The 21,260-nt window shown below is 62.7% G+C and carries 20 protein-coding genes and 1 pseudogene; 11 read left to right on the plus strand and 10 right to left on the minus strand.

Annotation, left to right across the window (positions count from 1 at the left end; genetic code table 11):
- Positions 1-251 precede the first annotated feature (251 nt).
- Positions 252-788, plus strand: coding sequence for a prepilin peptidase (locus U1E20_RS00400; protein ID WP_409978608.1), 537 nt, complete (start codon positions 252-254; stop codon positions 786-788).
- Between the two features lie 7 nt (positions 789-795).
- On the opposite strand, the gene U1E20_RS00405 is transcribed toward U1E20_RS00400, so the two are convergent.
- Genes U1E20_RS00405 through U1E20_RS00425 form a run of 5 tightly spaced genes read right to left on the minus strand, consistent with a single transcriptional unit; the run spans position 796 to position 5,243 of the window.
- Entirely contained in the window at positions 796-1,404 is a 609-nt protein-coding gene (locus U1E20_RS00405; RefSeq protein ID WP_409978609.1) for a prepilin-type N-terminal cleavage/methylation domain-containing protein, read from the minus strand.
- Complete coding sequence (locus U1E20_RS00410) at positions 1,401-1,811, minus strand: prepilin-type N-terminal cleavage/methylation domain-containing protein (RefSeq protein ID WP_409978610.1); 411 nt, start codon at positions 1,809-1,811, stop codon at positions 1,401-1,403. Before U1E20_RS00410 ends, U1E20_RS00405 begins: the two co-directional genes overlap by 4 nt.
- Positions 1,796-2,257, minus strand: coding sequence for a Tfp pilus assembly protein FimT/FimU (locus U1E20_RS00415; protein WP_409978611.1), 462 nt, complete (start codon positions 2,255-2,257; stop codon positions 1,796-1,798). The genes U1E20_RS00410 and U1E20_RS00415 overlap by 16 nt, the downstream gene beginning before the upstream one ends.
- Positions 2,257-3,486 (minus strand): type II secretion system F family protein, encoded by a 1,230-nt coding sequence (locus U1E20_RS00420; RefSeq protein WP_409978612.1) that lies wholly within the window; start codon positions 3,484-3,486, stop codon positions 2,257-2,259. The genes U1E20_RS00415 and U1E20_RS00420 overlap by 1 nt, the downstream gene beginning before the upstream one ends.
- A complete protein-coding gene (locus tag U1E20_RS00425; protein WP_409978613.1) occupies positions 3,486-5,243 on the minus strand; it encodes a GspE/PulE family protein in 1,758 nt (585 codons plus the stop codon). The genes U1E20_RS00420 and U1E20_RS00425 overlap by 1 nt, the downstream gene beginning before the upstream one ends.
- Before the next feature lie 222 nt (positions 5,244-5,465).
- Between U1E20_RS00425 and U1E20_RS00430 the strand changes: the two genes are divergently transcribed.
- Positions 5,466-6,128, plus strand: coding sequence for a DUF1190 domain-containing protein (locus tag U1E20_RS00430; RefSeq protein WP_409978614.1), 663 nt, complete (start codon positions 5,466-5,468; stop codon positions 6,126-6,128).
- 103 nt (positions 6,129-6,231) lie between these two features.
- Here the strand turns inward: U1E20_RS00430 and U1E20_RS00435 are convergent, their stop codons facing one another.
- The 3 genes and pseudogenes from U1E20_RS00435 to U1E20_RS00445 all read right to left on the minus strand — a co-directional run bounded on the left by U1E20_RS00435 (position 6,232) and on the right by U1E20_RS00445 (position 10,762).
- Complete coding sequence (locus tag U1E20_RS00435) at positions 6,232-8,730, minus strand: hypothetical protein (protein WP_409978615.1); 2,499 nt, start codon at positions 8,728-8,730, stop codon at positions 6,232-6,234.
- 1,008 nt (positions 8,731-9,738) lie between these two features.
- A pseudogene (locus tag U1E20_RS00440) lies at positions 9,739-10,498 on the minus strand (outer membrane protein); the annotation flags it as partial.
- 24 nt (positions 10,499-10,522) lie between these two features.
- The gene (locus U1E20_RS00445) at positions 10,523-10,762 is read right to left on the minus strand and encodes a hypothetical protein (RefSeq protein WP_409978616.1); all 240 of its coding nucleotides are present in this window, start codon (positions 10,760-10,762) and stop codon (positions 10,523-10,525) included.
- 128 nt (positions 10,763-10,890) lie between these two features.
- On the opposite strand from U1E20_RS00445, the gene U1E20_RS00450 reads away from it, so the two are divergent.
- The 4 genes from U1E20_RS00450 to U1E20_RS00465 all read left to right on the plus strand — a co-directional run bounded on the left by U1E20_RS00450 (position 10,891) and on the right by U1E20_RS00465 (position 14,225).
- Entirely contained in the window at positions 10,891-12,042 is a 1,152-nt protein-coding gene (locus U1E20_RS00450; protein WP_409978617.1) for a PilN domain-containing protein, read from the plus strand.
- Positions 12,039-12,629, plus strand: a complete 591-nt coding sequence (gene gspM, locus U1E20_RS00455) for a type II secretion system protein GspM (RefSeq protein ID WP_409978618.1) — start codon at positions 12,039-12,041, stop codon at positions 12,627-12,629. The genes U1E20_RS00450 and gspM overlap by 4 nt, the downstream gene beginning before the upstream one ends.
- Positions 12,626-13,222 (plus strand): hypothetical protein, encoded by a 597-nt coding sequence (locus tag U1E20_RS00460; RefSeq protein WP_409978619.1) that lies wholly within the window; start codon positions 12,626-12,628, stop codon positions 13,220-13,222. The genes gspM and U1E20_RS00460 overlap by 4 nt, the downstream gene beginning before the upstream one ends.
- Positions 13,223-13,343: 121 nt before the next feature.
- Positions 13,344-14,225: a hypothetical protein gene (locus U1E20_RS00465; protein WP_409978620.1), complete on the plus strand. Its 882-nt coding sequence runs from the start codon at positions 13,344-13,346 to the stop codon at positions 14,223-14,225.
- Positions 14,226-14,462: 237 nt separating this feature from the next.
- Here U1E20_RS00465 and U1E20_RS00470 read toward each other — a convergent pair whose 3' ends face one another.
- Positions 14,463-14,960: a hypothetical protein gene (locus U1E20_RS00470; protein ID WP_409978621.1), complete on the minus strand. Its 498-nt coding sequence runs from the start codon at positions 14,958-14,960 to the stop codon at positions 14,463-14,465.
- Positions 14,961-16,027: 1,067 nt separating this feature from the next.
- Here U1E20_RS00470 and U1E20_RS00475 point away from each other — a divergent pair.
- Positions 16,028-16,348 carry a hypothetical protein gene (locus U1E20_RS00475; RefSeq protein WP_409978622.1) on the plus strand — a complete coding sequence of 107 codons (321 nt, stop codon included), beginning with the start codon at positions 16,028-16,030 and terminating at the stop codon, positions 16,346-16,348.
- Positions 16,349-16,446: 98 nt separating this feature from the next.
- The gene (locus U1E20_RS00480) at positions 16,447-18,237 is read left to right on the plus strand and encodes an FG-GAP-like repeat-containing protein (RefSeq protein WP_409978623.1); all 1,791 of its coding nucleotides are present in this window, start codon (positions 16,447-16,449) and stop codon (positions 18,235-18,237) included.
- A 261-nt stretch (positions 18,238-18,498) separates the two neighbouring features.
- Here the strand turns inward: U1E20_RS00480 and U1E20_RS00485 are convergent, their stop codons facing one another.
- Positions 18,499-18,789 (minus strand): hypothetical protein, encoded by a 291-nt coding sequence (locus U1E20_RS00485; protein WP_409978624.1) that lies wholly within the window; start codon positions 18,787-18,789, stop codon positions 18,499-18,501.
- Positions 18,790-19,012: 223 nt separating this feature from the next.
- Between U1E20_RS00485 and U1E20_RS00490 the strand changes: the two genes are divergently transcribed.
- The 3 genes from U1E20_RS00490 (at position 19,013) to U1E20_RS00500 (ending at position 21,258) form a co-directional block, all read left to right on the plus strand.
- The gene (locus U1E20_RS00490; RefSeq protein WP_409978625.1) at positions 19,013-19,174 is read left to right on the plus strand and encodes a hypothetical protein; all 162 of its coding nucleotides are present in this window, start codon (positions 19,013-19,015) and stop codon (positions 19,172-19,174) included.
- Positions 19,175-19,381: 207 nt separating this feature from the next.
- On the plus strand, positions 19,382-19,999 hold the full coding sequence (locus U1E20_RS00495) for a LysE family translocator (RefSeq protein WP_409978626.1): 618 nt from the start codon (positions 19,382-19,384) through the stop codon (positions 19,997-19,999).
- A 101-nt stretch (positions 20,000-20,100) separates the two neighbouring features.
- Positions 20,101-21,258, plus strand: coding sequence for an AI-2E family transporter (locus U1E20_RS00500; RefSeq protein ID WP_409978627.1), 1,158 nt, complete (start codon positions 20,101-20,103; stop codon positions 21,256-21,258).
- Positions 21,259-21,260: the final 2 nt, after the last annotated feature.

Below are 21,260 nucleotides of genomic sequence, written 5' to 3' on the forward strand. Positions count from 1 at the left end.
CGTCGGACCGGTTGACACAAGCTTAAAAACCGATGCGCGGTCGCGCAGTTGCGCGTCGAACGGCTGGTATTGTGAATAAATCGAGATCATCCAAGCGCTGGGTTGAGGCAGCGCCGTAAGCTTGGGGGCGCAAACATTTCGAATTGGCTACGCGCATGTATTACCTAAAATGTTCTTCTGCCTGCGCGCGTCGGCGACGCGCGCTCGCCCCCTTGGCATGGGAGGCCTTACGCGCAAAAGGCGAAGGAATTGTGCTTGCGCCCCCCGCATGGGCGGCCTTGATCGGATTTTTCTATCTTCTCGCGCAGCCCGCCGAGACGCGCATTTTTTTTATTGTCCCAAGCCTTGCGCTCTTCGCCGCCCTCTGTCTGATTTCGCTTTTCGACGCGCGCTATTTCGTCATCCCGGACGGACCGGTCCTGTCCCTGCTCTTCGCCGGCGCGGCGACCATCCTGGCGAGCGCGCCACATGAGGCCGCGAGCCGGCTCGCGGCGGCGGCGACCGGCTTCATCGCGCTGCGGCTCTTCGGGCATGGCTATGAGGCGCTGCGCGGAACGCCCGGCGTCGGCGAGGGCGACGCCAAGCTCTTGGGCGTCGCCGGCCTCTGGGTCGGTTTCGCCGGCCTGCCGAGCTGTCTGATTTACGCGGCGCTGTCGGCCCTTGTCGCCGCGGCCTTCGCCGGCTGGCGGGAGCTGCTGCGCAATCCGCGCCAGCCGATCGCTTTCGGTCCCCATCTCGCCTTGGGTCTGTGGCTCGTCTGGTCGGTCGGCCCGCTCGAATTGGGCTGAGACGGCGTTATTGCCGGGGCAGGGCGACGGTGGCCGCCGCCTCGATCACCCGGCCGAGGCGATAGGCGCCGATCTTGATCGAAACCAGCTGGGGAAGACTGTCCGACTCGTTCCAACTTTGGCTCCAGCCGAGCCCCTTTGCTTCCCGCGATGGTCCGAAAAAGGCGAGTTCGAAGGACGCAACGCCCTTTAACAGCACCGTCCGGCGCATTCCCGCTCGACCGGAGCCCGCCGCTTGCTGACGCCTGTAGACGCCGGTCCAGACGGCGAGATCGCTCCCCTCGCCGCCGATCTCGACGAGGAGGAGGCCGCCCCATTGCGCGCCGCCGTCGCTGAGCGCGACAAAGCGGCATGCTTGCTGGGTTCCTTGAAAAATCACTTGCGGCGCCGATGTGGTTCGCGCCTCGGACGCCGGCGCGAAACTGCGCGCGAGGAGGCTGGCGACGCCGCGCGTGGCGGTTTCGACCTCGTCGAGCGCTTCGCTGGCGTGGTTCGTCTCCCAGGCGCGGCGGCCGATGCCGACGCCGCCCATGATCGTGGAGACGATCAGCGCCATCAGACTGATCGCGAGCAATAATTCGAGCAGGGTGAAACCATTGGGCGGGGGACGTTTCATGGCCCAGGCCTCGGCGGCGGCGGCGCGATCTTGAACGTCGAGAAAATCGCCGTTTCGCCATAGCCCGTAGGCCGCTCGATGACGAGCCGCGCGCGAAAGCTCTTCGCGATAGGCTCGCCGGCCGGTCCGTCGATGGTTTTGCCCGGCGCGACGAAAAGCCTCCAGCTCAGCCCGTCCGGGTAGCGGCCCGTCGTCACGCCGACGGGCGCGGGCGCCTCCACGCCGAGCCTGTCGAGATGCGACGCGCCTTGACGCGCCGCGCGCAGCAGAAAATCGGCGCGCGCTTCGTTGCGGGCGCCGCCGCTGACTCCCCGGAGAAGCTGCGTGAGAGCGAGCGCGAGGATGGCGAAGGCGGCCAGCGCCTCGATCAGCGTGAACCCTTCTCTCGATTTCAGGCGAGCGCGCATGTGGCTTCGCCGGTCAGCCAGTTGACGCCGATGGTCGCGCGCGCCTGCGGCGTCACCAGCGTGACGTCGCCCCCCGTCGACGTGCCGTCGGCGAAAAAGGAGATGGCGCCGAGGCGGTCGGTCAATCGCTGCGTATGGGCGATCTCGAGGAAAATCTGGGCGTCGGCCGGAAATTTCCCCTCTCCGCCGACCGGCGACGTATAGCTTTTTCGGGCGAGATTGAACACAACCGCGGTCTCGGCGTTGGTGGCGATGGCGCGGGCGCGCGTCGCGCGCAGACTCGCGCATAGGGCGCGCGTGGCGCTTTCGAGCCGCAGACGTCCGGAAGGCGGTCGCAGCAATTGCGCCGCCATGCCGGCGAAGAGCGCCATGAGCGCGACGACGACGAGCGACTCGAGCAGGGTGAAGCCCGCCCGGCGCCGCGACAGGCGACGACGCCGCGCCATTATTTCACCGCAAGCTCGTTGACGCCGAGCACCGCGTCCATCACCGTCATGATCAACCCTCCGACGACGGCGGCGATCAATATGGTGAGCGTCGGGGTGAGCAGGCCCATGGCGCGTTCGATGGCGCGCTGCCCCTGCCGCTCGAACATGGTCGCGATGCGCAACAGCATGTCGTCGAGCTGGCCGGTCTCCTCGCCGATCGAGATCATCTGCGGCGCCACGGTCGGAATATAGGGAATCCCGCCAAGCGCCGTGCTGAGATGGGCGCCGCCGCGCACCGCCTCGATCACGCCGGCAAGTTCATGGTTGAAGAAAGCGTTGACGACGGCCGCGCGCGCGCTCTCCAATCCTTGCAGCAGCGGCACGCCCGCTTTCAGCATTGAGCCGAGCGTGCGCGCGAAACGCGCCGTCGCGAATTGCGCGAGCAAGGGGCCGATCACAGGAATGCGCAGATAGAAGCGCGCGATCGCGATCCGCCAGGTCGGTCGCGTCTGCGCCATTTTGCGAAGCAGCAGCAGCGCGCCGATAATGATGGCGAGAACGACGCCGATCGTCCCGGAACTGTCTTCGATATCCAGGATGAATTGCAGGCCGGCCGGCATTTCCTTGCCATTGTCGGCGAAGATCGGCGCAATGCTGGGAACGAGCGAGCCGAGCACCACGCCGGTCGAAATCACCGCGAGCGTGATGAGCAGCGCCGGATAAATCAGCGCGCTCTGGATGCGCGCGCGCAATTCGAGTTCGCGCTCCAGCATGTCGGCGAGATCGTTCAACGCCGCTCCGACCTTGCCGACCGTTTCGCCCTCGCGCACGACATTCACATATTGGGGCGCGAAAACATCCGGCCGGCGCGACATGGCGTCGGAGAGCGACGCGCCGTCGACGATGCGCGCGAGCATCTCCTGCACGAGGTCGCGCAAGGCGGGGGTAGGGCTTTGCGCCGAGAGAATGCGCAGGCTCTGGTCAAGCGGCACGTCGGCGATTTCGAGCGTGGCGAATTCCCGCGTGAAGGAGGCGATCTGCGCCGCGTTCGGCGTGCGCCGTCGCATCGAGAATCGAGCCAACACTCCCTGCGCCGCCGCGCCGGCCGCGCGCGTTTCGAAAGGGGTAAGGCCGCGCCGAAACAGCGTCTCCTCGGCCTCGTCGCTGGTCTTGGCTTCGATCTCGCCTTCAAGCAGATCGCCGGCGGCGCTGTAGGCGCGATATTTGAACATCGGCATCGGCGTCATCAATCCATGCGCGTAACGCGGGCGACTTCCTCGATGCTGGTCTCGCCGCGCCAGGCTTTGCCCATGCCGCATTGATACATCGTCGTCATGCCGTTTTCGCGGGCCGCCGCCTCTAGGGCCGCGTCGGGCGAATTCTCGCAGACGAGACGTTGCATGCGGTCATTCATGATGAGGAGCTCGGCGATCGTCGAACGACCCGAATAGCCGAGATTACGGCAATGCGCGCAGCCCTTGGGCGAGGACAGACGCTCGGGCTCGGCGGCGAAACTCTCCGCCGCGAGCTGCGCGCGCCAGCGGTCGCGCGTTTCCAGCGGCGCCGCGCAATGCCGGCAGAGCCGCCGCACCAGCCGCTGCGCCAGCACCGCCTTCACGGTGGAGGCGATGAGGTAATTTTCGACGCCCATGTCGATGAGGCGGGTAATCGAGGCGGCGGCGCTGTTGGTATGCAGCGTCGAGAAGACGAGATGGCCGGTGAGCGAGGCCTGGATGGCGATGCGCGCCGTTTCGGCGTCGCGAATTTCGCCGATCATGATGATGTCGGGGTCCTGGCGCAGAATCGCGCGCAGCGTATTGGGAAAATCGAGACCGATCGCGGGCTGAACCTGCACCTGATTGACGCCGGCGAGCTGATATTCGATCGGGTCCTCGACGGTGAAGACCTTCACGTCCGGCATCGTCAGTTCTTTGAGCGCGGTATAGAGGGTCGTCGTCTTGCCGCTGCCGGTCGGTCCCGTCACCAGCACGATGCCATTGGGGTTGCGCATGACCTGGCGCAATTGCGTGGTCGTTCGCGGTTCAAAGCCGAGCCGGTCGAAGTCGAGCGCGACCTGGCTGCGGTCGAGAATACGCAACACAATGCTCTCGCCATGCGCCGTCGGCAGCGTCGAAACGCGAAAATCGATGTCGACGCCGCGTATCGCGAGCTTGATCCTTCCGTCCTGCGGCAGCCGGCGTTCGGCGATGTCGAGACGGGCCATGATCTTAATGCGAGAGGCGATGGCGGCCTTGAGCCCCGGCGGCAGCGTTTCCGCGGTGCGCAAGGCGCCGTCGATCCGGTAGCGCACCTGCACGGCTTCCAATGACGGCTCGATGTGAATGTCGGAGGCCCGCGCCTCGATCGCGTCGGCGACGATCTGATTGACGCGGCGCACCACCGGCGCCTCATTGGCGATGTCGCGGAGGCGCTGCAGGTCGAATTCGCTCGCCTCATGCGCGCGCTGGTCGCTGTCGACGAGCGACACGCCGTCCTGGCGTCCGCCGTAGAGCGTCGACCACGCTTTCTCGAATTGCGCCGGCGTCGCGAGCCGAAGTTCGATTTCGAGACCCGTGGCATAGGCGATGGCGTCGACCGGTTCGAGGTCCAGCGGATCGGTCACGGCGAGGGTCAGCCGGCCGCCTTCGGTCGCGAGCGGAAGAAGTCCATTGGCGCGGATGAATTTTTCCGGGATGGCGTCGCAAAGCGGCGGCTCAAGCGGCACATCGCCCGCTTCGAGCGGCGGAATGCGCAGGAATTTGCCAAGATGCGCGCAAAGATCGGCCTCCGGCAGGAGACCGAGCTTGGTAAGAACGCGGTCGAAACGCTCGCCGCTCTGGCGCGCCGCGCGTTGCGAACGCTGCAGGGCGAGTTCGTCGATCGCCTTTTCGCTCAGCAGAAACTCGCTGAAGGCTTCAGCGAAATGCGGACTGTTCGCGTCTATGCGGCGCGGCTTGGACCCGCTCTCCGCGCCTTCTTCGAAATGCAGGGGCCGCGTTTCCATGATCGACCTTTCGCTCCCGGGACTCGGACGGGCGCGCCTCTCGCCGAACTGACGACGCGCCCATCATACGCCCTTCGCCCGACCGGCGCATATCCGTGATGTCGATGGGGCCCGAACGCCCGTCGGCGGCTCGGACGTTGGAAAGACATATTTAAGGATAAGGTTGCGCCGGTTCGGTTCATCTCGAGCGCCTAGCATATGTCAAATAAGCGCGTGTTCTCAATGAGTTGCCCTGGACGAGGGGCGGGCATTCGCCTGTCGCCCATCGTCTCCCTCGCCGGTCTCCTGTCTTTTTTCAACGTCGGCGCCGCCCCAGCGGCGACAGCCGGCAAGGCCTATTTTTTCGCCTCTCGCGACGCTTGCATCGCATCGCAGACCTTCAGCGCGCGCGACTGCGCCGGCGCCTTCGCCAATGCGCGCGAGCAGCTCTTGGATCTCGCGCCTCGCTTTTCGTCGGGCGGCGAGTGCCGCCTGCGCTTCCAGCTCTGCGAAATTCTCGGCGGCGGACCGCAAGAGGACGAGGCGCTGGCCTATGCCGAGGCGGAGGTGCCGACGATCTATACGCCCGTTGCGCTCGGCGTGGAGATGGTGGCGACGGCGAATGGCGTGGAGGCGGCGCCGACGCTCGCCGTCGACACGCCGGCGAAGCTTTTTCCCCAATTCCCGGTTTCGGAAATTTATGAGCGGCGAGAGGACGTCGATCGCTACGCCGCGATTTTGCCTGCCGGTCGCTTCCACCCGTTTCCAAAGCGCAAGCCCTTGGACGTGAACCAGGTTTTCCGCCCCTTCGCGCTTGGCGCGATCGAGAAGACGCGGCGGTCGGCGTCGCAGGAAACGCCTGAGGCGCGGCGCGAGCGATTGAAAAACGCGCCCTTCGTGGAATAGGCGCGGACAAAAAATGGCCGGCGGTTGAAGGCGACTTGCCTCGACCGCCGGCCTTTTCATTTGGGCAAGCCCCTACTCAGGAGACCAGCCGCCAGCGCCAGCCTCACGGGGGGTTGCCGACCGGGACCGGCGTGCTGATCGAATACTGTGGCGGCGTCGTCCCTACGCTTGCCTTCGCCACTTCATTGATCTGCGCGCACCAGGCGGCGGTGTCCGGAGGACTGACCGAACAATCGACGACATTCGGATCGAACACCTTAGGCGCCTGCGGGGTAAAATCAGGCCACACATGTATCGGGAAGATCGGCAGGCTTATGTTATATTTCAGTATTTTGAACCGGTAGATTTTGCCCTTCTCATCCTCGGCCGAGATGATGCACCCCTGGGGCTGCTGGGGCAGCAAGCGCGCGTCGATGCCAATCCCGTCCGGATTTGTCTTGTTGACGAACTCCCAGTCCGGCGTGGGCTTGCAGATGCCGAATTTTTTCCAGCGGATGATCGGCGGTTGAGGGGGATCTTTCAGGCCGCCGAAGGTGACGGTGAACAGATACCATTGCGCGGGCAGCGGCGGCTTAGGTGGAATCTTGTTTTGATTGGGCAGGCCGTTGCCGCCGCCGATGGTGAAGACCAGTCCGTCACCCGGAAAGTGTTGGAAGCTTTGCAGATCGTCGATGGAATAGGCGTAAGCCGACGCATCGAGAAAATTAGGCTGAGGGCCATGGACGAATTCAACATATTTGTTGAATTGTCGGCCTTCGACCGGCTTGAGAAAAGGCTTATTGGCGAAATTCATGAAGTCATACTGGAGCACCTGATAATTTATGACCGTTTGCCCCCAAGCCGTCGGAGGCTGGTCAGCTGTCGGCAATTCGGGCACCTGGGCCACCCCGCAGTCTGGTCCCACCCGGAACGGCACCCAGCCGTGCACGAACTGCAAATATGCCTCTAGCGACGGCAGCTTAATGTTTCTGGCCGTGCGAACCGGCAGTAGATAAGGCGTCGCCGCCGGCTTGCATTTCCGCAAATACAGCGTGTAGTTATAGTCGAATATCCCTCCGAGGTTGGAATACACGCCGTACCAGGCGATAAGCGGACATAGCTTGACATCAGGCTTTTCGTAGCAATTCTCCCAGTTCACCAAAACATTGCGGAATGTAATGGGCAATGTCCTCCAGCTTTCGGGAGGCGTGAACTTGTAAGGCGTGGGAAGCGGCAGGATTTCAGGCACACTCTTGCCTTGGTCGATAAACATGCCTGGAGACGCGTAGAAGGCCAAGGCGGCGAGTGTCGATGGCACTCTGATGCCGGCGTCCGGGTATCTTCTGGGACTGTCCTGCTTTGCCGGATCTTTCTGCGGATTATTGTAAATCGGCCATTTGAGCAGGCTCGGGTCGTATTGCTGGGTTTGTTGGTTGACCGGGGGATTTCCGTTGGCGTCCGTTCCGGCGAAATTCTGCATGGCCTTCCGGAAGTCCGACACATTCAGAATCGTCCCCATGTATCCCGCGTCGGCAGGGCCGTTGATCGGGGCCATGGCGATGGGCAGATACACCTGATCGACGTTCGACACATTGTAGTTCACGCCCAGGTTCCGAAGCACGCCGCCCACCGCCGGCTTATCGACGGACGCTAACGTATATTCGTTGAGCTGATAGGGGATGTGCTTGCCGAGCGAGTTGTCGATCGTCTTGGCTGGATTTCCACCAACATTTACCGGACCGGCCCGAAAGGCCGCCAATTCGGCGGCGACGCAGACGTTGGTGAATTGGTCGGTCGGCCGTTTGGGGGTGCAGGAGGGTTGAGGACCGTCGCTTTGATAAACGAGTTTGATGTCGGCGTTTGCAACTCGGCTCTTAACAATGTCGAGGCTGGCCTGATAGCTCTCGTTCAGAGCGGTCAGATCATCAAGAATATATATTCTGCCCGCGTTCCACCAATCGACGAATTCGTCGAGTTTCGCGTTCTTATCCCGATTGATATGCGCCCACCAGGGGATGAGAACCGACACTGTCGCCCCTGGCGCGACGCCCGTCGTCGGATTGACGTAGAGATAATAGTCGCTCCGCACGGGAAAGCAGAGCTCGGGCCATGACTTTTTGTTCCGCGGATTGGGCACGCCGGTCACCCAGGAGGTGTATTCGAGCGCCCTCTGCAGCCATGGGTCTCCGAGCTGAGGATTCGTCCCCGTTCCGTCGCAGGGGCCGCCCCATTTGTCGCCGTTAAGCGGTTTGCTGAGCGCTGGCTGCACAATTTGGGAAGCTTGAATAACGACCCAGATTTTCTTGTTGGTGTTGTTGACGACGCGGATTTCCTTGAAGCACCCGGCTTCGGGGCTGCCGCCTTCGCATTTTGGCGGGAGAACGCCCTCGGCCGCCGCCAAGTCGACCGGCGCGGCCGCCGACAGAAACGCCGCGGCGATCATGCTGGCGTAGAAAAACAGGCGTTTTCGAGTTGCGCTAAGCTTTGTCTGGCGGTTCATGTGACCAGCCCCCATTTCATTCGTCGCGTTCAAGGCGCCGCGCGCGCTTGGCGCGCGGCGGAACGCTTCCCTGCCCGCAAGGGTCGCGTCGCTTCGGTTGCTTGCTGCGTTTTGGACGGTCAAGGCGCCAGCGCTAGAACTTTGCCACGATCGGAGTCTCTCCCCAAGTGAAATGATAATTGAGGCCGGCGCGCGCGATGACGCCGTCATATCTGACCCGCGTCACCGGGCTGTTGGCGAAGAGCGGCGCGCCGGCGAAGCCGCCGCCATTGGTGCCGTCGGGGTCCATGGCGCCCACCGGGCTCGAAGCGAAACTCGCAGAGCCCAGGTCGTAATAGAGCGCCTCCGCCTTCAGCGTCCAATTCGGCGTGAAGGCCCATTCCAGGCCGCCGCCGGCCGTCCAGCCGACCCTGATGTCGGAATAGCGGCCGGCGCCGCCGAGGGTCGGATAGATGGTCGTCAGATTATCGTCGACGAAGCCCAGCGAGTGAACCGCGGTGGCGCGGACTCCGCCATAGGCGAGGCCGCCGGTTCCATAAGCGAGAAGCGTCGGCATGACGAGATAGCCGAGACGGCTGCGCGCCGTGCCGATCCAGTCGACGCCCGCGACGACGACATGCGCGCCGAAGGCGGTATCATTGGCGGCGAAGAGATCGGGCCCGAATTGCGCAAAGCCGACGCCGCCCGCCGAACCGCGAATAGCGGCGCCCTGAATGTCGGTCTCGAAGCCCGCGACGATGGCTGGGCTCCATCGATAATTGAAGCCGAACTGCCCGCCGCCGACATAGCCGGACTGATTGACGCTTGTGACGCCCGAACTGGCCAGGGCGGTGAAGCCCGGGGGCGTTCCCCACGCCGCCGCGATATTGTCGAGAACGGGGATGGCGGCGGTCGTGACATTCGTCGTCGCGCCCCAGCCATAGCCGGCGTTGAGGCCGGCGTAAAAATCATTCCAGGTCGGCGGCGGCGCCGGCGGGGCGGCCGCGGCGTTCGCGCCCCAATTCAAATGATAGTTGACGCCGGCGCGCGCCATGACGCCGTCGAAGCGCACCCGCGTCGTCGGAAGATTGGCGAAGATGATGTTGCTGCCGTTGGAGAAGAGGGCGCCCACGGGGCTCGAGGCGAAGCTCGCCGCGCCGAGATCGTAATAAAGCGCCTCGGCCTTTAGGCTCCAATTCGGCATGAACATCCATTCCAGGCCGCCGCCGGCCGTCCAGCCGACCCGTATGTCGGAATAGCGGCCGACGCCGCCGAAGGTCGGATGGACGGTCGGCACGTCGTCGGTAAAGCCAAGCGCGTGGCTGGCGATCGCGCGAGCGCCGCCATAGGCGAGGCCGCCCGTGCCATAGGCGAGCAGAGTCGGCGTGACGAGATAGCCGAGACGGCCGCGAACCGTGCCGAGCCAGTCGACGCCCGCGACGACATTGCTTGAGCCGATGGCCGTATCGATGAAGCCGGAAAGATCGGGTCCGAACCGCGCAACGCCGGAGTTGCCGCCCCTGCCGCTGATGGCGGCGCCCTGAATGTCGGCCTCAAGTCCGACAACGAAAAGCGGGCTCCATTGATAATTATAGCCAATCTGCCCGCCGCCGATGAAGCCGGATTGATTGACGTTGGCGACGCCCGAGAGCGCCGCCGCCGTGAAGCCGAGAGGCGTTCCCCAGCCGGGATCGTTCGCGATGTTGTCGACGATGGGGAGAGCCCCCGTTGTGGCGCTGGTCGTTCCGCCCCAGCCGTAGCCGGCGTTCAGGCCGGCGTAAAAGCCGGTCCACAGCGGCGGCGGGACCGGGATCGGGGCAGGGGTCTTGCGCGAGGGCAAATCCGCGGCGATCGCCGGCCCGCCGATAAGCGCCGCCGTCATGAACAACGCCATGTGAAATTTTGCGGTCATTGGTCGGCCCTCTCGCGATCCTGGTCACAGGAAATTCTCGTCGGCCGAATGTTGTCGTTTGCCGCTGCCGTCATCAATGGCGCTTTGTACATTTGCCGCCAAGCTTGCCACTTTATTTCGCGGTTGTGGCAAAAAGGGCACAATCGCCGTCGCACGGCACCTTTCAGGCGCAAGCTTTACGTCAGCCATAAAAATCATGCGCGCGGGAAGCGTAAGCTGGTCTGCTAACGAAGCCGCCGACCAGTCGGCGAGAGCGTGCGACAAATTGGAGCGCCGTTTCGCCTTAGTTTGACGGAACCTCCGATCGGATCAGCTCATTGTCAGCGTGGAGCCTGACGGCTATCGTTCCGCGTCTCTTCGCATCGGCGCCGGGCTCCGCGCCCGGCGTCTCGATGACGCGCCGGAGTCTGCTCTGCTTGTCAAACGAGTTCTGGACGCGAGATGTGCTCAACGGCTCGCTGAAGCGCGCCGCCGGACGATTTCTCTCTTGGCACCGGAGAGAATTCTTTTCCCTTTTTCCTCCCAAGACCGTCGCCTGGCTCACCGATCGCGACAATCGGCAGTTGATCCTCAAAGCGGGGAGCAGCGATCTATGGTGCCGCGATCGGCGCGGCGCGCCGCTTTGGCGGGTCTCCTCTGACGAGATCGCGGCCTCCTCTCTTGCAGAGGCGCTGGCGCGACGCGGAGTTGCGCGAAATGCGACGAGGATCGAACTGGAGATCGACGCGAGCGCTTTTTTCGTGCGCCGTTTCGACATACCCGCGGCCGCCGCGGACAATCTTTCAAAATTGCTCGCCGTCGACATCGAGCGAAAGACGCCGTTGCGTCTGGAGGACGTGGTCTATGGCCACACGACTGCGAGGCACGCTTCCTCGCCCGACAAATTAGGCGTCACGCTGTGGATTTTGCGGCGCGATTTTATCGCCGGCGCGATCGCGAATGCCGGAATCGCCCTTTCAGATATTTCCTCGATCCGACCAACAGGATTGCGCGAATCCGAGGAAGCGCCGCTGATCGAACTCGAAAGCCCGCAGCGGGGCTCGGACATCTTTCGCATCGCCGCGATTGGACTCTGCGCCGCGACTTTTCTTTTGGCGGCGATCGGCGTCGGCGTGACGCTGTGGCGCCAATCCGCGTCGATTGCGGAACTCGACGCCAAGATCGAGGAAATGTCGGCGCGCGCGGCGCGCGTGCGTCGGGCCGTCGACCTTGCCTCGTCCGAAAGTCGACTTCTCTCGGTGCTCCGCGAAGCGCGACGCGGCAGTCCTCGCTTCGCCGATCTCTGGGAGGAAGCGGCGCGCATTCTTCCCGATGGGGCCTTTGCGACGACTTTGGCGCTCTCCGAGCCCAAGCCCAACGAAAAGACGCTCGAAATCGAAGGCTTCGCGGATTCGGCCGTGGGTCTTCCGGCGCTTTTCAACAAGTCGCCGCTTTTCTCCGACGCGGGACTGACCGCGCCGATCATGCCGGACTCGCTTGAGAAGCGGGAAAGATTTTCGCTTGCGGCGAAGATCAATGAACGGCAGCGGATGACGTCGCAATGAACTGGAAGAGCATTCGTCGCCTTCCCGCGGTTCGGCGCGGGATTTTCATAAGCGCCAATCTGTTCGCCGTCGCGCTTTGCTATCTCATTCTCGTCGAGCCCGTACGGCGCTTCCTCGCGGCGGGCGCCGAGGCTGTCGCGGAACGCCGGCAAACGCTCGCGCGCTATGAGGCAGTCGTTTCGCATGAGGCGCAGATTCACGATTACGCGCGGCAGGTGGCTGACATCAACGCGGGCGGCGAGCTCATCGAAGGGGACAGCGAGGGCGTTATCAACGCCAATTTGCAAGCCCGGCTCAAATCGATGGCGGAAGCCGCTCGAGTGACGGTGAAATCCATCGAGATGCTGCCCGCAAAGGAATTTCGCGGCGTGACGCTTGTCGGCGCGCGAATCCTGGCCTTTGGAAGTTACGAAAACGTCCATGAACTGGCGCGCGCGATCGAAAGCGAACCGCCGCTGCTGATCGTCACGGCGGCGGCCTTGCGCAACCCAGAATCGCTCTGGGGCGGAGCGCCGATTCAACCCGAGCAGAACATTGACGTCGAGTTCAGCGTATTCGGCGGCGCGTCGCAGAAGGGTCGCCGATGACGCCGCCTATCCTGCAAAAGCTCGTCGCGGACATCGTCGTTCAGACCGAACGACTCGCCGCGCTGCGCAAGCAGGCGCGCCTGTCGCCCCTCTCGACGATCATCCTGGCTGTTCTTCTCGCCACGACCTTGATGGCGGGGCTCTTCGCCCTCGCCGCGATATTCGGATCGAACGGTCTGGACGGCGAAGTCGCGGCGCCCGATTGGAAGCCGCCGACGCTGACGATTGGCGAATTGGATCCTCCCACGCCCGCGAGCGCGGATGTGGAAACGCTGTCCCGACCGATTTTTTCGAAAAGCCGGCGGCCGTCGAAAGCCAAACCGCAAGTCGAAGTCGAACTTGCTCCGAACGCGATCGCGCCGGGCGGCCTGACGGTGAGCGCCATCGTCACGAACAAGGAAGCGCAACAGGCCTATGTCGTCTCCCAGGATACGCCGGAAGGCGCCTGGCGGAAGGTCGGCGATACGGTCGATTCTTGGACGATCTCTCGGATCGATCGCCACGAAATCATCCTCAAGAGCGGCGAACAGACGGCGAGCATAAAGCTCTACCCCGATCCGCCGTCGATCGATAACGCCGAAAACCGTCCCTAGACGCGAGCTTGCAATCTTTTGTCCGCTCGGGCCGGCGCGCAATAGAGCGCGCAATAGAGATTGACGAGGTCGATCCGCGCAATCCAAACTTGACGAAGTTCGGAAGCGAAGGAATTCGACAATGATTCGCCCAGCAGCAGCCTGTTTCGCAATCTCCGTTCTACTGACAGCGTCATTCGGCGCCGCCGGGGCCGCGCGGGCGGCCAATATTAATGCGGTCGTCTTCAAGAACGGCACCAATGTAACTTATTACGCGACGATCCAGCGTCCGATCAGCGGCGTCAACAAGGGCGATCTGTCCGGCGGCGCATGGAGCTGCCCGACAAACAACAACCAATATCTCAAACTGGACCCCGGCAAGTCCTGCATGTCCAAGAGTTTCGATTGGACGAATTACGCTTCGGCGATCGCCTGCTTCAAGCCGTCGGTCGCCGGAATCCTCGGAAACTGCGCCGACAACGTCACGACGCTGATCGAACTGTCGCCTTGGGCGAACCGAGGGCTCTTCCCCGACATCAGCCTTCAGGGAACCTGCACGAACGAGCAATGGCTTTCCCGTACGCCCAACACCAGAGGCTTGCCGCCGCCGACCGACGACAGTTACGCCTGTTCGACAAGCCCCAGTCCCGAAAATTTCTGCAAGGACGCCTTTCCGGCGCGCGCCAATTACTCCAACGCCGTTCTGATCGCCTGTCCGCATATGCCGACGCTGAGATGCCGAGGCAATCCGACTCTGGGCGACAGGAAATATCCCGACGATTGCGGCTACCGGGCTCTGACGCCTAACGTGCCCTATCTGAATAATAATTGCGTCGGCGTTCAGCCGAATGGCCAATCATACGGATGTTATCAGGCGTTCTTTTGGCCCATGTGGGACGGCTCGGGCGTCTGCCCGATTCCGAGCAACGTCAATCTGCCCAATCCGCAATGCGCCTTTCCCAATCCGATCGTGATCGAAGTCATTCCGAGAACCGGGGCCGTTTCGACCGATTTTCCCCACTGAGTCGCGATCTTCGGAGCCGGCGCAAGAGCGAGCGACGAGAAATCGCGCGCGCTCCGGCGCACGCATATTCTCGCGCCGAGCTTCCCGGCTAACGCGGCGCCGGCGATTATGCCGGCGCCGTTGGCGCTTGCGGATTCACATGCCGACTTTGATCCGCCTCAAGCCTCCTTTTAGGGAGGAGGCCAAGCGGCTTGTTCTCGGTCAGCTACGTCAAGCCGGGAACGCGATTTTGGGCGATCACAGATAAGGGGCGACCTTCGGCAGGGTCTGACTCGTAGGCGTCAGATCGGGAATCGTTTGGCGGGTCGCGCGGTCTCCTGATACTGGCAACAGCGCAGGAGGATTGACGGTCGGATCGACGATGACATGGTCGGACACGCTTATTGTGTACGCGACAATAACCTTTTGGCCCGCAAGCACATTACGGAAACTGAACGGCACAACAACCTGGCACGAGAAATTTTGGCCCGACACCGTGGCTTGAGATGACGCGCTGGTGAGCGCGCTATTCGCCAGAATGGCGGCGCTCAAATTGGCGACAGTCGGCGCGCCCGAAGTGTCGGGAGCAAGGAAGGCCGTCGCCGAACATTTGACGCTGCCGTATTTGTTGATCGGCGCCTTCAATATACCTGCAACGTTGAGGATATAGTTACCTGACGCGGGCGCTGCAGAGGCATTCGTTGCGCCAAGCGACAGCATGACTCCCAGCACAGTAAAAAGCTTATTCGTCTGCATTATTTTTCCCCAGCTAAGGATCTCAATCAGTGAGAAAGATTTACATTCTTGACGAGCAAATCGCGAACCGCTCCTGCCCCCAAGAACGGAATTTGAGAATAAGCTGAACCTATTCTTTTTCGCAAGAGCTTGGGCATTTTTTCCCCAAGCGCGCGCGCATTTTAGCATGCAAGCCCAGCGCGTCGCTCACGCATCATCGCCATGCGATGTTCGGACGCGGCAATGATCTGCTTGACGCGTTGCGCGGCGCCCAATGGCTATTCGAGGTACGCGCCGGAGGCGACGGCATACGCCATTCGTCGGGCGATACGTCATTGAGAAGCCGTCATTCGACCATTGCCGATTGCGCGCTGATTGAAGTCAACGCTTGCGGGCTTTCCTTTGCGTATGACTTAGTGGATCGCCCTGGGCGAGGGCGAAGGGATGGGAACCGGACCCCCGAGCTGCGGTTGCGCCTGGGGCGGATTTGTCCCGGTGAGCGCGCGGGTCGGCATGGGGACTCCCACCCCAGACGGCCCAACGACCCCCGGGACTGGCGCGGCTCCAGTGTGGCTCATGGTCGCGACCGGGCCGCTGGGGATCGAAACCTGCGAATGCTCCTGCGCGCTTGTCGGCGCAGATGCAGCCAAAAATAATACCGCCAGGACGAGTAATTTCGTCGCGCTACGAAGACTTTCGAGCATTGCGTCTTGCTCCTGTCGCTGCTCTGCATCGCCTGGCGTTTCGTGCCGGCGTTTGAAGGCGAGGATTTAGGCCGAATCGATTTGGATCGCTCATCATATTTTTGCGGATCGTCCCATTATCGGCGATTTTTCGCAGCAACCCAAACGGGCGGCGGCGCAACTCAGCGAATCCAGCGAAGCCTTTCGCGCGGGCTTCTTTGAGTTTACATCTGCAGGTCTTATGATCCGAGAACATGATTGCATCGATGTCCTTTCAGGGCTCATAGCGATGCGCACGCGTGGGCGCTTGACCACGAGGGAGATCCCATGAAGATCCAAAGATCCGGGAGTCGCTTCAGCAACAATTTGAGAGCGGGCGGCATTGGCGTGGGCGCTTGCGTTCTCATGGCCGCACACCCAGCGTTCTCCGGCGACGCGCCTTCGCCGGCTCCCGCGACGCCGGCGCAAACCAGCGCCGGCGCGAACGCTCCCCCGCCTCCCGCAGGCTTGACGGTCCATGTCGACCCGAAAACAGGCGAGTTCGTCGCCACGCCGCCGCCTGGAAGCCCACCGCTATCGCTGACTCCTCAGGAACAAAACGCTTTCAGCACTTCCCATGAGGGATTGACGGAAGTCCCGACGGCGAAGCCGGGCGGCGGCTACAAGCTCGATCTCAAAGGCCGTTTTCAGAGCCCAACAGGCGTCACGACCGGCGGCGGGAAATAGGCGCCAAAACTTTCCAATCCCTTTCACTCGAGCAGGATTCTTCGATGCAATTTCGTCACGCTTGGACGCGCATCGCGCCGTTGACATGCGCTCTTCTTGTGGGAGCCGTTCTCCAGCCCGTCGCCAACGCGGCTTCCGTCGTCGTCGTCAACAAGAATGCCGCCGGCATTGGCTTCAACGATCCGACGCCCGCCGCGCCGGTTGGCGGAAACACCGGCGCCACGCTAGGCGCTCAGCGGCTGATCGCGTTTCAGGCCGCCGCCGACATCTGGGGCGCGCTCGTTTCGAGCCCAGTTCCGATCCGGGTCGGCGCCCAAATGACGCCGTTGTCATGCAATGCAACGTCGGCGATTCTGGGCTCCGCCGGCCCGGTTAACGCGTTTCGCGACTTCACTGGGGCTCCGGTAGCCGGCGCCTGGTACGCCTCCGCCCTGGCCAACGCCTTGGCGAAAACCGATCTCGACGCAGCGCAGGACGACATAAACGCCAATTTCAACAGCAATATTGGGACGGCAGGCTGCCTGACGACGAGCGGCTGGTATTACGGGCTGGACTCGAATCCGCCAGCCGGCAAGATCGATTTCGTAAGCGTGCTTGTCCACGAACTGTGCCATGGGCTGGGCTTTCTGACCTTTGTCGATCTGGCGTCAGGCGCGAAGGCTCTGGGCTTTAACGATGCGTTCATGCGCTTTTTGGAACGCCACGGCGCCACGCCGCCTGACTATCCGAGCATGAGCAACGCGCAACGCGTCGCGGCCAGCATCGACACCGGCAATCTGCACTGGGTCGGCGCCAATGTCAGGGCGGCCAGTGGTTTGTTGACGGCTGGCAAAGTGGGCGATCACGTCCGGATGTACGCCCCTAATCCTGCCGAATCTGGCTCCTCCGTCTCGCATTGGGATACGGCTGCCACGCCCAACCAGATCATGGAGCCGATCTATACCCAGCCTCTCCACACGCCGATCCTGGAGCGCCCGCTCTTTCGCGACATAGGGTGGAGCCTGACGTCGCGGATGGATTATAACGGCGACGGCAAGAGCGACATTCTCTGGCGCTACACCAATGGCAGCCTCGCGATGTGGCTGATGAACGGCGCGAGCGTATTGCAGACCGCCAATTTGGGAATAGTGCCCTCGAGTTGGTCGATCGCCGGAACCGGCAATTTTAACGGCGACGGCAATCGCGACATTCTCTGGCGCAACACCAGCGGCGCCGTCGCGGTCTGGCTGATGAATGGCGCAACCGTGTCGCAGACCGCCAATATTGGAAATGTGCCCATTGCCTGGTCGTTCGCTCGAACGAGCGACTTTAACGGCGACGGCAAGAGCGACTTGCTTTGGCGTCACACCAGCGGCACAGTTGCGCTGTGGCTGATGAATGGCGCAACCGTGTTGCAGGCCGCCAATCTAGGAGTTGTTCCCGTCTCCTGGACGATCGCCGGAGCCAGCGACTTTAACGGCGATGGCAAGAACGACATTCTATGGCGAGACGCTGGCGGCAACGCCGCGATCTGGCTGATGAATGGCGCGACCGTGTTGCAGGCCGCCAGTCTTGGCAATGTGCCCGTTAGCTGGACGATCGCCGGAACCGGCGATTTTAACGGCGACGGCAAGGGCGACATTCTCTGGCGAAACAGCAATGGCAAGGTCGCGATCTGGCTGATGAATGGTGCAGCCATCTTGCAGAGCGCCAGCATTGCGAATGCGCCCCTCGGCTGGACGATCGCCGGAACCGGCGACTTTAACGGCGACGGCAAGAGCGACATTCTCTGGCGCTACTCCAATGGCAATGTCGCGATTTGGCTGATGTCCGGCGCCACCGTGGTGCAGAACGCCAATTTGGGAAATGTGCCCACCGGTTGGTCGATCGGGGGAGTCAACGCGGATTGAGGCCGGTCTCCGCTCGTTCGTCGATGTCAATGTCGTCTCTCATCGCCACTGGCGGAAGAGCCGTCGGATGACGCTGCTTGAGCCTACGCCGCCTCAGATCGCCGAACGCCGCGATTTCGCCCGCCCTGCGTCCGGCATCAGCGAATCGCCTTGCCGCGGCCCCGGCGAGAGGTCGCCAAATTCGAGCGCGGCGGGATAGTTAGGTCAGGCAACTCGCTGTCAGGAGACCGCATGGACCCTTGGATTTCGCACATATCCAATTCAGTCCGCGCAGATCCTGACGTTGTGCGGTTGGCGATCGGCCATGTTTTCGGGTTTTTGCTGAAACGCTATCCGGACGGCGAGGCCGATGAAGTAATCGACATGATTCCGGGCGCGCGCGATGTCGTCGCCGAGGCGGCCAAATCGAAGCCGCCGAAGCGGAAACTTGCCAGCCGCGCGCTCAAAAGCATCGGCGAAATGGTTGGAGGGCGAAAAGGGGAAACCTTTCAACTCACGTCGAAACTCTTGGCGCTCGGTCTGACGAATGACCAGCTCAAACGCCTGACCCATGAGATTTTCGGCGGCGCGGCCCTGATTGCCGGACGCGAGAAGGTGCAGCGGCTGACCGATCCGATCCCTGGTCTCTCCGGATTCTTGTGGCCTGACGCGAAGGCAAGGAAGTGACGAGCGACGCGGCGGCGAAGGCCGAGGAAATGGCTGCGTCGTTGCCTTCCGCCATCGCCAGCGTATGCTGCTCGCCGGCCCGCTTGCCCGAACGACAGGAGAACGAGCGATGACGACCCCGAGCGAACGAGAAACGCTTGCGATTTCCGGCGCCGCCGTCGGCGCGACGGTGGGCGCGGTGGTTGGGTCATTGTTCGGCGTGATCGGAACCGCGGTGGGCGCATTCACCGGGGCCACGATCGGCGCCGCCGCGCGTCTCGCGAAAGCATGAGTTGACCCGACGATGTTTTCGCGGCCTCGCTGTCGCCGAATCAGTTGATCGCGATTCCGCCAACCTCAGTCGGCGCGGCTCCATTCCGGATCGCCGCGAATTTTCGCCTTGTGCGTTCCGTGCGGTCCGAGCAGGGGCGGCGACATCGGGCGCGATCGGGGCCGGCGGAGAGTCGCCGGTCATGCGCGGCCGGTTCGGAGGCGTTGAATGTCGCTTGAAGTCTATGCGGCCTTTGTCGTCGCGACAGCCGCTCTTGCGATTCTGCCGGGTCCGAATGTCGCGCTCATCACTGCGAATTCGGTCGCATACGGGCGGCGGTTTGGATTGATCACCGTTCTGGGGACCAGCGCGGCGATGGCGCCGCAGCTGGCGCTGACCGCGCTCGGCATGACCGGCGTTCTCACCCTTGTTGGCGAAATGATCGAATGGATTCGTTGGGCGGGCGTCGCCTATCTGGCCTATCTCGGCGTTCAGGCGTGGCGCGCGCCCGTCGTCAATCTTAGCAGGATCCAGCCGCAGCCCCGTTCGGCGCGGTCGATCTTTCTGCGCGGTTTCCTGGTGTCGTCGTCCAATCCCAAGACCCTGCTGTTCTATGGGGCCTTCTTTCCTCAATTCTTGACGCCCGACGGCGACGTCATGTTGCAGCTTGGCGTTTTGTGCCTGTCGTTTCTCATCGTCGTCTCGATGCTCGATTGTTGTTGGGCGCTCCTCGCCGATCGTCTTCGCGCGCTTCTCGCGACGAGAGGGCGATTGCGCAATCGCCTAACAGGGGCATTTTATTTTATCGCGGCGACGGGATTGGCGAGCGTCAAACGAACTGCCTAGACCGGCTTCTCGCATCGGCCCTATTTCGGGCAGATCAGGCGATGCAGTCGCGGGCGGTCGTGACGAGAGTCAGGAATCACGAAACAATCGAGGAGCGGCGAATGGACATGGGTCGAGAACTCGCCGGGGCGCAGGCGGACGAAGACGCCCGCCGTTTGGGGGTTATCGAAGCGCTGTCGTGGCGAGAGACTGTTGCGCGGCTGTTTCTTTCCGCGACGCTCGTCGCGCTCGGCCTCTATGTGCTGGGAAATTATCTTCGCGGCTTGGCGTGGGCGCTCGTGCTGGCGGTGGCGCTTTGGCCGATTTACGAACGCGCGCGGCGGCGGGCGCCGTCCTGGGCGGCCAAGGAGATTCTGCCGATTGTCTTTACGGCCGTCGTTGGCCTTGCGGTCTTTCTGCCAGTCGCGACGCTCGCCGTCGATGCGGTCCGCGAGCTGCGCGACCTCATCGACTACGGTCGAGAGGCGGAGAAATCCGGAATTCCGGCGCCGGATTTCATCGCGCGCCTTCCTTACGTCGGCCAATGGCTCGCGAGTTGGTGGAGCGATCATTTGTCCCATGCCGGATGGGCCAAAGAGATCGTCGCCAAGGTCAACACCTCATGGCTTCGCGAACTCGGCGCGCATCTCGGCGCCAATGTGCTGCATCGCGCGGTGATCTTTGGCGTCTCCCTGCTGACTCTGTTCTTTCTGTTTCGTCACGGCGAACATATTTCGGCGCAATGCCGCTCGGCGTCGCGCAAGCTGTTCGGCGACAGAGGCGAGCGCGTCGCCCTGCAAATGGCCGCCTCGGTGCACGGAACGGTCGCCGGACTGGTCTTCGTGGGGATCGGCGAGGGCATGCTGATGGGCGTCGTCTATTACCTGACCCATCTGCCGCATCCGGTTCTGTTCGCGATGGCGACCGCGGTCGCCGCGATGATTCCTTTCGCCGCGGGAATCGCCATCGCCGTCGCGGCCGCGACATTGCTTGGCGCCGAAGGGATCGCGCCGGCGATGATCGTGGCGTTGGCCGGAACGCTCGTCATCTTCCTGGCGGATCATTTTGTCAGGCCCAGGCTGATCGGCGGCGTGACCAAGCTGCCGTTTCTATGGGTTTTGCTCGGCATCCTTGGCGGCGTCGAACGGTTCCAGCTTCTCGGCCTGTTCCTCGGGCCGGCGATCATGGCCGCATTGATGCTTCTGTGGCGTGAACTTTCCGCTCCTTCCGACGATTGCAGCGCTGCGTTAGATCGATCCGATCGATCGGATGATTTATGAAT

It is taken from the genome of Methylocystis sp. (genome assembly GCF_046349115.1).
Lineage (GTDB): Bacteria > Pseudomonadota > Alphaproteobacteria > Rhizobiales > Beijerinckiaceae > Methylocystis.

What these genes read in the sequence shown, in the direction of transcription:
- U1E20_RS00405 (WP_409978609.1), bottom strand. Translation starts at nt 1,404, where the DNA reads ATGAAACGTCCCCCGCCCAATGGTTTCACCCTGCTCGAATTATTGCTC.
- U1E20_RS00410 (WP_409978610.1), bottom strand. Translation starts at nt 1,811, where the DNA reads ATGCGCGCTCGCCTGAAATCGAGAGAAGGGTTCACGCTGATCGAGGCG.
- U1E20_RS00415 (WP_409978611.1), bottom strand. Translation starts at nt 2,257, where the DNA reads ATGGCGCGGCGTCGTCGCCTGTCGCGGCGCCGGGCGGGCTTCACCCTG.
- U1E20_RS00420 (WP_409978612.1), bottom strand. Translation starts at nt 3,486, where the DNA reads ATGACGCCGATGCCGATGTTCAAATATCGCGCCTACAGCGCCGCCGGC.
- U1E20_RS00425 (WP_409978613.1), bottom strand. Translation starts at nt 5,243, where the DNA reads ATGGAAACGCGGCCCCTGCATTTCGAAGAAGGCGCGGAGAGCGGGTCC.
- U1E20_RS00430 (WP_409978614.1), top strand. Translation starts at nt 5,466, where the DNA reads ATGAGTTGCCCTGGACGAGGGGCGGGCATTCGCCTGTCGCCCATCGTC.
- U1E20_RS00450 (WP_409978617.1), top strand. Translation starts at nt 10,891, where the DNA reads ATGACGCGCCGGAGTCTGCTCTGCTTGTCAAACGAGTTCTGGACGCGA.
- gspM (WP_409978618.1), top strand. Translation starts at nt 12,039, where the DNA reads ATGAACTGGAAGAGCATTCGTCGCCTTCCCGCGGTTCGGCGCGGGATT.
- U1E20_RS00460 (WP_409978619.1), top strand. Translation starts at nt 12,626, where the DNA reads ATGACGCCGCCTATCCTGCAAAAGCTCGTCGCGGACATCGTCGTTCAG.
- U1E20_RS00465 (WP_409978620.1), top strand. Translation starts at nt 13,344, where the DNA reads ATGATTCGCCCAGCAGCAGCCTGTTTCGCAATCTCCGTTCTACTGACA.
- U1E20_RS00470 (WP_409978621.1), bottom strand. Translation starts at nt 14,960, where the DNA reads ATGCAGACGAATAAGCTTTTTACTGTGCTGGGAGTCATGCTGTCGCTT.
- U1E20_RS00475 (WP_409978622.1), top strand. Translation starts at nt 16,028, where the DNA reads ATGGCCGCACACCCAGCGTTCTCCGGCGACGCGCCTTCGCCGGCTCCC.
- U1E20_RS00485 (WP_409978624.1), bottom strand. Translation starts at nt 18,789, where the DNA reads ATGGGTCAGGCGTTTGAGCTGGTCATTCGTCAGACCGAGCGCCAAGAG.
- U1E20_RS00490 (WP_409978625.1), top strand. Translation starts at nt 19,013, where the DNA reads ATGACGACCCCGAGCGAACGAGAAACGCTTGCGATTTCCGGCGCCGCC.
- U1E20_RS00495 (WP_409978626.1), top strand. Translation starts at nt 19,382, where the DNA reads ATGTCGCTTGAAGTCTATGCGGCCTTTGTCGTCGCGACAGCCGCTCTT.
- U1E20_RS00500 (WP_409978627.1), top strand. Translation starts at nt 20,101, where the DNA reads ATGGACATGGGTCGAGAACTCGCCGGGGCGCAGGCGGACGAAGACGCC.